This window comes from Mesorhizobium sp. M7A.F.Ca.CA.004.06.1.1, assembly GCF_003999135.1.
Classification (GTDB): Bacteria; Pseudomonadota; Alphaproteobacteria; order Rhizobiales; family Rhizobiaceae; genus Mesorhizobium.
Genome location: NZ_RZPQ01000268.1, coordinates 1 through 6,968 on the forward strand (window position 1 = coordinate 1; position 6,968 = coordinate 6,968).

The 6,968-nt window shown below is 63.1% G+C and carries 9 protein-coding genes and 1 riboswitch; of the genes, 5 read left to right on the plus strand and 4 right to left on the minus strand.

What is annotated here, in order from left to right; all coding sequences use genetic code 11:
• The 4 genes from EN906_RS17175 to EN906_RS17190 form a co-directional block, all read right to left on the minus strand.
• A partial coding sequence (locus EN906_RS17175) for a hypothetical protein (protein WP_164777210.1) occupies window positions 1-299 on the minus strand: 299 nt, incomplete at its 3' end.
• Between the two features lie 18 nt (window positions 300-317).
• Window positions 318-1,370, minus strand: a complete 1,053-nt coding sequence (cobW, locus tag EN906_RS17180) for a cobalamin biosynthesis protein CobW (RefSeq protein ID WP_127271613.1) — start codon at window positions 1,368-1,370, stop codon at window positions 318-320.
• A 2-nt stretch (window positions 1,371-1,372) separates the two neighbouring features.
• Entirely contained in the window at window positions 1,373-1,801 is a 429-nt protein-coding gene (locus EN906_RS17185) for a DUF1636 family protein (RefSeq protein ID WP_127272623.1), read from the minus strand.
• Between the two features lie 38 nt (window positions 1,802-1,839).
• Window positions 1,840-2,044, minus strand: a riboswitch (cobalamin riboswitch).
• A gap of 29 nt (window positions 2,045-2,073) precedes the next feature.
• The gene (locus tag EN906_RS17190) at window positions 2,074-3,273 is read right to left on the minus strand and encodes a winged helix-turn-helix domain-containing protein (protein ID WP_127375276.1); all 1,200 of its coding nucleotides are present in this window, start codon (window positions 3,271-3,273) and stop codon (window positions 2,074-2,076) included.
• 329 nt (window positions 3,274-3,602) lie between these two features.
• On the opposite strand from EN906_RS17190, the gene EN906_RS17195 reads away from it, so the two are divergent.
• The 5 genes from EN906_RS17195 to nuoE form a co-directional block, all read left to right on the plus strand.
• Window positions 3,603-3,968 carry an NADH-quinone oxidoreductase subunit A gene (locus EN906_RS17195; protein ID WP_010910112.1) on the plus strand — a complete coding sequence of 122 codons (366 nt, stop codon included), beginning with the start codon at window positions 3,603-3,605 and terminating at the stop codon, window positions 3,966-3,968.
• Window positions 3,959-4,540, plus strand: coding sequence for an NADH-quinone oxidoreductase subunit B (locus EN906_RS17200; protein WP_013531090.1), 582 nt, complete (start codon window positions 3,959-3,961; stop codon window positions 4,538-4,540). Before EN906_RS17195 ends, EN906_RS17200 begins: the two co-directional genes overlap by 10 nt.
• 4 nt (window positions 4,541-4,544) lie before the next feature.
• Window positions 4,545-5,147 carry an NADH-quinone oxidoreductase subunit C gene (locus EN906_RS17205; RefSeq protein WP_127268493.1) on the plus strand — a complete coding sequence of 201 codons (603 nt, stop codon included), beginning with the start codon at window positions 4,545-4,547 and terminating at the stop codon, window positions 5,145-5,147.
• Window positions 5,148-6,338, plus strand: a complete 1,191-nt coding sequence (locus tag EN906_RS17210; protein ID WP_127260745.1) for an NADH-quinone oxidoreductase subunit D — start codon at window positions 5,148-5,150, stop codon at window positions 6,336-6,338. It begins immediately after the preceding gene.
• The coding region (nuoE, locus tag EN906_RS17215) for an NADH-quinone oxidoreductase subunit NuoE (protein WP_127375277.1) at window positions 6,339-6,968 on the plus strand (630 nt) is incomplete at its 3' end.

Genomic DNA, 6,968 nt, shown 5'->3' on the forward strand with positions numbered 1-6,968 from the left:
AGCTGGTCGCAGCCGTAGCGCCACCAGTCGTAGCCGCCGAGGATGCGCACCAGGATGATCTTGGCGTGGCGGGCGACGCTGTCGACCCAGAGGTCGACGGACATCGGATGGCGCAGGTCACGCAGTGCGGCCAGCCGCATCGAGGGCAGGCGGCCGGCATCGGCCTTCCAGGCTGCCGCCAGTCCGGCGAGGTCGCTGTCGGTGAAGGACAGGGCCACGATATCCGCCGGCGTCTGCCGCAGATCGACCGGCTCGGCGAGGTCGTCGAGCGAGGCGGATGTCGTGGTGAGGATGTGCATCGCGACCCGTGTCCGAAATCAGCCGGCGAGTATACGCTCGATCGCCGGGCGGTTCAGCCCCTTCAGGCCGATGACGACGAGGCGCGAACGGCGGTCGTCCTGCGCGGTCCAGGCGCGGTCATAGTAATGATTGACGCGCGGCCCGACGGCCTGCAGCAAGAGCCGCATCGGCTTGCCGCCGACCTCGACGAAGCCTTTTACGCGCAGCACGTTCTCTTCTTCGGCGACGGTGGCGACGCGCTTCGCCAGTTCATCGGGATTGGCGATCGAGGCAATGTCGACAATGAAGGTGTCGAAGTCGTCATGCTCATGGTCGAACGCGCCGTCATGGTGGGACTTGCGGTTTTCGATGTCGTCCTCGACGGCCAGACCGAGCCCGAGCAGCACCGAGGGATCGACCTTGCCATGCGACGTCGGCACGATCTTCACCGCGCGGGCGGAGTGTTCGCCAATGATGGCGTTGGCGCGGGCGGTACCGGCGGCGTCCATCAGGTCGCTTTTCGACAGGATGATCAGGTCGGCACAGGCGATCTGGTCCTCGAACACTTCTTCCACCGGATCGTCATGGTCGAGCGTCTCGTCCCCGGCGCGCTGCGCCTGCAGGGCGTCCATGTCGTTGGCGACGCGGCCCTCGGCCAATGCCGGCCCGTCGACCACGGCGATGACGCCGTCGACTGTGACGCGGCTCTTCACGCTCGGCCATTGAAAGGCCTGGACCAGCGGCTTGGGCAGCGCCAGGCCCGATGTCTCGATCAGGATGTGGTCGACCCTCGGCGTCAGCGCGAGAATACGGTCGAGCGCCGGGACGAAATCGTCGGCGACGGTGCAGCAGATGCAGCCATTGGCCAGTTCGACGATATTTTCCTCCGGACAGGTGTCGATGCCGCAGCCCTTCAGGATCTCGCCGTCAATGCCGATGTCGCCGAATTCGTTGACGATGATGGCAATGCGCTTGCCGCCGGCGTTTTCCAGGAGATGGCGGACCAGCGTCGTCTTGCCGGCGCCGAGGAAGCCGGTGACGACGGTGCAGGGAACGCGGGAGAGGTTCGCAGGCGAATCTGGGGCAGTCATGGTCAGTCCTTCAGCATGTCGAGGGGAGGGATGCGGGCAACGAGGCCGCGCTTCAGGCTATCGGGACGGCCACGCCAGGGAATGAGACCGTCGGTCGAGGTGGCGAAAAGCTTGGCTCCGGTGACGAGGTCGGCGCCGCTGGTCTCGGTCAGGTCGCCAAAGACATAGCTCCAGCAGCCGTCGCGCAGGATGGCGGCGCTGAGGCGCCGCTTGCAATTGCCAAGGCATTCGACGCTGCGGATGCGGATGTCGTCGCCAGATGCGGCGCGGCGCGTATCCTCCGCCAGCAATTCGCCGGCGCGGGGATGGGCGTCGGAGCCGGTCTCATTGCGGCAGGAGGCGCAGACAATGATGGTGACGCCGGCCAAGGCATCATCATGGCCGGACGAAATATCCGCTGTGCCAGCCGAAAAACTGCTGTCGTGGTCCAAAGATCGGGCTCCTTGCCCGGAAACCCGCCGGGCGATCGGATTCTAAAGTCGCAGACGGCAGGTCTCCTGGCTCGCGGGTCATCGCCTTGGGTAGCCGCCTTCCCGGGAACTCCCAGTGGCTTTCGGCCTTGGCTCTTCGCTTACAGTTGCGGGGACAGCCGCGGATTTGGGATTTTGCCCCGCACCGCATTCCCTCTTAGCTCTTGCCGTTGCGGGCAAGAGACCATCTGAACCGGATTTAGGCTTTTGCGAGCGGCGGTGTCAACGCGAGCTTACGACATGGCGATGTCGGCCAGCGCCGGACCCAAATCGCCGGCCGGGGTCACTTCCATGCGTGCGAGCGCGAGCCAGCCCTGCAGCTGCTTCAATTCCTCGAACAGTTCTGCAGCGGTTTCAGGTGACGCCTTGGGCTCGGCGTAGGCCGCATGGACCCGCAGCACGCTGGCCGGACGATCTGCCTTGAGGTCGACGCGTGCCACGATCCTGTCGCCGAGCAGGAACGGCAGGACATAGTAGCCGTATTGCCGCTTGTCGGCCGGCGTGTAGATCTCGATGCGGTAGTGGAAGTCGAACAGCCGCTCTGTGCGCGAGCGTTCGAAGACGACAGGATCGAACGGCGCCAGCAGGGCGCGGGCCTCGACTTTGCGCGGCAGGCGGGCATCCCGGTGAAGATAGGCCGGCTTGTCCCAGCCTTCGACGCGCATCGGCAGCAATTCGCCGGTTTCAACCAGTTCCTCCAACCGGCCTTTCATATCGGCCGGCGACAGGCGGAAATAATCGCGCAAATCGCCTGAAGTCGCCACGCCGTGGGCGCGGGCGGAAATGCGCAGCAATTCGCGGTGCGCGTCCTCAGGCGTGGGCACTGGGAGGTCGAGGACCGCCTGCGGCAGCACGCGCTCGGGCAGATCATAGAAGCGCTCGAACCCGCGACGGTGCGCCGTGGTGATGCGTCCGGCCCAGAACAGCCATTCGAAGGCATGCTTGGCGTGGCTCCAGCCCCACCAGCCGCCCGAGCCTTTCTGGCCTTCGAGCGCGGAAGCGGCAATCGGGCCGCGCTCGGCGACCTGGCGGTAAATCTCTTCGATATAGGCGGCGTGCTCGCGGCCCCATTTGGCGAGGCCCAGATACATTTCGTCGCCGCGCTCGGCGCGCTGCATGCGCCAGCGCATCAGCGGGTAGGTCTCGACCGGCAGGAAGGACGCCTCGTGCGCCCAGTATTCGAAAACCGTGCGCTTACGCGTCACGGCCGCGTTGTCGAGCAGCGAGAACGGGTAGGGACCAAGGCGCGAATAGAGCGGCATATAATGAGCGCGCACCACCGCGCTGACGGAATCGATCTGCAGCAGGCCGGTGCGGGAGAGGGTGCGGGCAAAATGCCGGCGGTCGGGCGTGCCGGTCGGGCGGGGATCGAGAAACCCCTGGGCGGCAAGCGCGATGCGACGGGCCGTGGGGAGCGAGATCTTTTCCTTCATGCAGGCATCACTTTGAAGTGTTTGACCGAGGGTCGAATGGCTGATTCCAACCCATGCTAGCAGGGTTTTGGCTGCATCCATGTCAGGAGAGAAAAGTGGAGTAAAAAGCGAAGGAAATCAAACAGGAGCGGATCGGACCAGTTTGCCGCGATATGCCGTCCAGGTCGGTGTTTTGAACAAGGTTTGACTTGCTTCGCTGGAAGTGCTGCGCTAACCCTCGCCGCGTTGCAGCATAGGCCCTTAAAACGGTTCAGCGGTTAAACTGTCACGCTTCCGCATTAGGGTCCGGTGCTGTAATCAAAGTGGATTGCGCCAACGGAAAGCCGAGCATGAACGCACTCTTGAGCTCATACCTGCCCATCGTCCTGTTCATAGGCGTGGCGCTGGTTGTCGGCCTGGCGCTGCTGGCCGCGCCCTTCCTGGTGGCCTACCGCAATCCCGATCCCGAAAAGCTTTCCGCCTACGAGTGCGGTTTCAACTCGTTCGACGACGCCCGCATGAAGTTCGACATCCGTTTCTACCTGGTGTCGATCCTGTTCATCATCTTCGACCTGGAAGTGGCCTTCCTGTTTCCGTGGGCGGTGTCGTTTTCGAAGATCGGCATGCTCGGTTTCTGGTCGATGATGGTGTTTTTGGCGGTGCTGACCATCGGCTTTGCCTATGAATGGAAAAAAGGAGCGCTGGAATGGGATTGAACGACAGTTCAGGCACCCTCGTCGCGCCGAAGCCCAAGGGTATTATCGATCCCAACACCGGCAGGCCGGTGGGGGAGGACGATCCCTTCTTCCTCGAGATCAACAACGAGTTGGCCGACAAGGGCTTTTTGGTCACTTCGACCGAGGCGCTCATCACCTGGGCGCGCAGCGGGTCGCTGATGTTCATGACCTTCGGCCTCGCCTGTTGCGCGGTCGAAATGATCCACACCTCGATGCCGCGCTATGATTCGGAGCGGTTCGGTGTCGCGCCGCGCGCGTCCCCGCGCCAGTCCGACATCATGATCGTCGCCGGCACGCTGACCAACAAGATGGCGCCGGCGCTGCGCAAGGTCTACGACCAGATGCCGGAACCGCGCTACGTCATCTCGATGGGCTCCTGCGCCAATGGCGGCGGCTACTACCACTACTCCTATTCGGTGGTGCGCGGCTGCGACCGCATCGTGCCCGTCGATATCTATGTGCCCGGCTGCCCGCCGAGCGCCGAAGCGCTGCTCTACGGCATTCTTCTCTTGCAGAAGAAGATCCGCCGCACCGGCACGATCGAACGGTAAATCCATGACCGCATCCCTGAGCGAACTGTCGAACTATCTCGGCGAGAAGCTGATCGGCCGCGTGAACGAGGCTGATATCGCCTATGGCGAACTCACCATCCATGTCGAGCCGCGCGATCTGGTCGAGGTGATGACCTTCCTGCGCGACGATGCGCGCTGCCAGTTCATCTCGATCATCGACGTCTGCGGCGCCGACTATCCGTCGCGGGCCAAGCGTTTCGACGTCGTCTATCATCTGTTGTCGCCGAAGCAGAATGTGCGCATCCGCGTCAAGGTGCAGGCCGACGAGGAAACCATGGTGCCGTCGATCACCGGCGTGTTCCCCGGCGCCGACTGGTTCGAGCGCGAGACCTATGATCTCTACGGCGTGCTGTTCTCGGGCCATCCCGATCTGCGCCGCCTGTTGACAGACTATGGTTTCGAAGGCCATCCGCTGCGCAAGGATTTCCCGCTGACCGGCTTCGTCGAGGTGCGCTACGACGATGAGGCCAAGCGCGTTATCTATGAGCCGGTCGAGCTCAAGCAGGAATTCCGCAATTTCGATTTTTTGTCCCCGTGGGAAGGTACGGATTACGTCCTGCCGGGTGACGAGAAGGCAAAGCAGTAAATGGCTGAAACCTCCGTCCGCAACTTCAACATCAATTTCGGCCCGCAACACCCTGCGGCGCACGGCGTTTTGCGCCTTGTGCTGGAGCTGGACGGCGAAGTCGTCGATCGCGTCGATCCGCATATCGGGCTCTTGCATCGCGGCACCGAAAAGCTGATCGAGGCCAAAACCTACCTGCAGGCGATTCCCTATCTCGACCGGCTCGACTATTGCGCGCCGATGAACCAGGAGCACGCCTTCGCGCTCGCCGCCGAGCGCCTGCTCGGCATCGAAGTGCCGAAGCGCGGCCAGCTGATCCGCGTTCTCTACTGCGAAATCGGCCGCATCATGTCGCACATCCTCAATGTGACGACGCAGGCGATGGACGTCGGCGCGCTGACGCCGCCGCTATGGGGCTTCGTCGAGCGCGAAAAGCTGATGGTGTTCTATGAGCGCGCCTCCGGTTCGCGCATGCATGCCGCCTATTTCCGCCCCGGCGGCGTCCACCAGGACCTGCCGCAGAAACTGGTCGAGGACATCGGCAAGTGGATCGACCCGTTCCTGAAGTCGATCGACGACCTCGATCAGCTGCTGACCGGCAACCGCATCTTCAAGCAGCGCAATGTCGACATCGGCATCGTCTCGCTGGCCGATGCCTGGGCCTGGGGTTTTTCGGGCGTGATGGTGCGCGGTTCGGGTGCTGCCTGGGACCTGCGCAAGTCGCAACCCTATGAATGCTATTCGGAAATGGATTTCGACATTCCGATCGGCAAGAACGGCGACTGCTTCGACCGGTACCTCGTGCGCATGGAAGAAATGCGCCAGTCTGCGAAGATCATGCGCCAGTGCGTCGATCTCCTGCTCGGCAAGGAAAGCACCGGGCCGGTGTCGAACCTCGACGGCAAGGTGGTGCCGCCCAAGCGCCAGGCGATGAAGCGCTCGATGGAAGCGCTGATCCATCACTTCAAGCTCTACACCGAGGGTTATCGCGTGCCGGCCGGCGAGGTTTACGCCGCGGTCGAGGCGCCGAAGGGCGAATTCGGCGTCTATCTCGTTTCCGACGGCTCCAACAAGCCCTACCGCTGCAAGCTGCGCGCGCCGGGTTTCGCGCATCTGCAGGCGATGGATTTCCTCTGCCGCGGCCACATGCTGGCCGACGTCACCGCCGTTCTCGGCTCCCTCGACATCGTGTTTGGTGAGGTCGATCGCTAAATGTCAGTCCGCCGTCTCGCAGAAGCCAGCGTCCAGCCAGCATCCTTCGCCTTCAACCGGGCGAACGCGGCTGCGGCGAAGCAATGGATCAAGAAGTACCCGAAGGGCCGTGAGCAGTCGGCCATCATTCCCTTGCTGATGATAGCGCAGGAGCAGGAAGGCTGGGTGACGAAGGCGGCCATCGAGACGATTTCCGACATGCTCGGCATGCCGCGTATCCGCGGGCTCGAAGTCGCGACCTTCTACACGCAGTACCAGTTGAATCCGGTCGGCACGCGTGCGCATATCCAGGTCTGCGGCACCACGCCCTGCATGCTGCGCGGTTCGGAAGCGCTGATGGATGTGTGCCGCTCCAAAATCCATCACGACCAGTTCCACGCCAACGACAAGGGCACCTTGTCCTGGGAAGAGGTCGAATGCCTTGGCGCCTGCGTCAACGCGCCGATGGTCATGATCTTCAAGGACACGTTCGAGGATCTGACGCCGGAACGCCTGGCTGAAATCATTGATCTCTATGACGCCGGCAAGGGTGCTTCGGTGGAACCGGGGCCGCAGAACGGCCGCACCGGCTCCGAGCCGGCCTCCGGCCTCACCACGCTGAAGAGCGAAAAGGCGATCCTCAAGTCGACC

Bases quoted from the DNA above. Each gene is read 5' to 3' on its own strand.
- EN906_RS17205 (WP_127268493.1), top strand. From the start codon at position 4,545: ATGACCGCATCCCTGAGCGAACTGTCGAACTATCTCGGCGAGAAGCTG.
- cobW (WP_127271613.1), bottom strand. From the start codon at position 1,370: ATGACTGCCCCAGATTCGCCTGCGAACCTCTCCCGCGTTCCCTGCACC.
- EN906_RS17190 (WP_127375276.1), bottom strand. From the start codon at position 3,273: ATGAAGGAAAAGATCTCGCTCCCCACGGCCCGTCGCATCGCGCTTGCC.
- EN906_RS17195 (WP_010910112.1), top strand. From the start codon at position 3,603: ATGAACGCACTCTTGAGCTCATACCTGCCCATCGTCCTGTTCATAGGC.
- EN906_RS17200 (WP_013531090.1), top strand. From the start codon at position 3,959: ATGGGATTGAACGACAGTTCAGGCACCCTCGTCGCGCCGAAGCCCAAG.
- EN906_RS17210 (WP_127260745.1), top strand. From the start codon at position 5,148: ATGGCTGAAACCTCCGTCCGCAACTTCAACATCAATTTCGGCCCGCAA.